The sequence below is a fragment of the Methanosarcina sp. genome, from assembly GCF_035390745.1.
GTDB lineage: Archaea > Halobacteriota > Methanosarcinia > Methanosarcinales > Methanosarcinaceae > Methanosarcina.
Genome location: NZ_DAOOUJ010000133.1, coordinates 1 through 1,951, shown reverse-complemented (window position 1 = coordinate 1,951; position 1,951 = coordinate 1). Strand labels below are relative to the sequence as shown.

Sequence of the window (1,951 nt, the reverse complement as noted above, 5' to 3'; positions counted from 1 at the left end):
GTATCTTTGCAGACCTAAAAAATGGTTCTGTAGCTCAGTTGGTAGAGCACGACACTCTTAATGTTGGGGTCGTGGGTTCGAGACCCACCGGGACCACAAAAATGTAAACTGTAATCAAATATGCTGATTGCAGTTTTTTATTTAATTTTACAACAATAAGTAATAAAAATTTTTAAGTATGAATAATTTTATTTTTCAAAATCCCACTAAACTGGTTTTTGGGAAAGGGACTATTGAACATATTAGTACTGAAATTCCTGCCAACAAAAAAGTTTTTGTGACTTTTGGTGGAGGCAGTGTTAAAACCAACGGAGTATATCAACAGGTTAAAAGAGCGTTGACTGGAAAAGATCACATAGAATTCTGGGGAATTGAGCCTAATCCTACAGTTGAAACACTTAGAAAAGCCATTGCCATTGTTAAAGAAGAGAACTGCGACTTTATTCTTGCTGTAGGTGGAGGATCGGTAATTGATGGATCAAAACTAATCGCAGCAGCAGCTCTCATCGAAGAGGATGCATGGGAACTTGTCAAAAGACCTTCACTATACAGAGGATCACTTCCGCTGGCAAGTGTGCTGACGATACCTGCAACCGGGTCTGAAATGAATCCGGGTGCCGTTATTACTAACAGTGCTCTTAAAGAAAAATTCTCGTTTTACAGTACTTTCCCAGTTTTTTCTATTCTCGATCCACAGGTTGCATTTTCACTTCCAAAATATCAAATAGCCTGTGGACTGACTGATACTTTTGTACATGTTCTGGAGCAATATCTTACTACCACAAATCAATCCCCTCTTATGGACAGGTGGGCGGAAGGGATACTTCAAACCATTGTCGAAGTAGCTCCTAAAGTTTATGGAGAAAAACCTGCATACGATGATATGGCAACTTTTATGCTTTCTGCAACAATGGCTCTTAATGGATTTATCTCCATGGGAGTTACTCAGGATTGGTCTACTCATATGATAGGACATGAATTGAGTGCCCTTCACAATCTCACACACGGGCATACATTAGCTATAGTTCTCAAAGGCACAATGTGGATAATGAAAGAAGAAAAGGGTGACAAAATTATACAAATGGGTAAAAGGGTATGGAATATAGAAGACTCTGACAGAGAAAAGATTATTGAAAAGACAATTGATAAATGTGATGAGTTTTTCCGTTCTTTAGGACTTAAAACAAGACTATCCGAAAACGGCATTGGCAAGGAGACTATTGACGAGATTGTAAAAAGATTCGAGAAGAGAAACGTTCATTTTGGCGAAAATAAAACAATTGACTCTTCTGCCACACGTAAGATACTGGAATATGTCTTATAAATACAAGTTAGGAATTGCTCTTTCAGGAGGAGGAGTTAAAGGTTTTGCACATGCCGGAGCTCTCAAGGCCATTGAAGAGTTTGGTATTCGTCCTGAAATCATATCTGGCACAAGTGCAGGTGCAATTGTAGGCGCTATGTATGCTTCAGGCCTTCCTCCTGAAAAGATAATTGAAATTTTCAGAAACAGATATATTAACAATTTTATTGAGTTCACTTTACCCAAGGCAGGATTGTTTGGAACTGCCGGCTTTATAAAGTTTCTAGATGAAAATATTCCTGTTAAGACTTTTGAAGAACTAAAGATCCCTCTTTTTGTAGTAGCGACTGATTTCGATCATGGTAAAAGTGTTATCTTCAGCTCTGGAGATCTCATAAACAAAGTTATGGCATCTGCCTGCGTACCTGTTTTTTTTAAACCAATTACCATTGAAGGAATCAACTATGTCGATGGAGGATTGTTTATGAATTTTCCCGTATCTGTTATAAGAAAGGAGTGTGAAAAAGTAATAGGCATAAACGTTAGCCCACTTATAGCAGATAAATATTCAAAAAGCATCATAGGTGTAGTTGAAAGAACATATCATTATATTTTCAGAGCCAACACAATACTTGAAAAGAGGCTTTG

General features: G+C 37.7%; 2 protein-coding genes and 1 tRNA gene. All 3 read left to right on the top strand.

The window, feature by feature from the left end; translation table 11 throughout:
- Positions 1 to 23 precede the first annotated feature (23 nt).
- Positions 24 to 96 (top strand) — tRNA-Lys (locus PLL47_RS14835).
- Positions 97 to 178: 82 nt separating this feature from the next.
- Positions 179 to 1,324 carry an iron-containing alcohol dehydrogenase gene (locus PLL47_RS14830; RefSeq protein WP_324447350.1) on the top strand — a complete coding sequence of 382 codons (1,146 nt, stop codon included), beginning with the start codon at positions 179 to 181 and terminating at the stop codon, positions 1,322 to 1,324.
- On the top strand, positions 1,314 to 1,951 hold a 638-nt coding region (locus PLL47_RS14825), incomplete at its 3' end, for a patatin-like phospholipase family protein (protein ID WP_324447348.1). The genes PLL47_RS14830 and PLL47_RS14825, both read left to right, overlap by 11 nt.

Coding starts and splice junctions, on each gene's coding strand:
- PLL47_RS14830 (WP_324447350.1), top strand. CDS start 179: ATGAATAATTTTATTTTTCAAAATCCCACTAAACTGGTTTTTGGGAAA.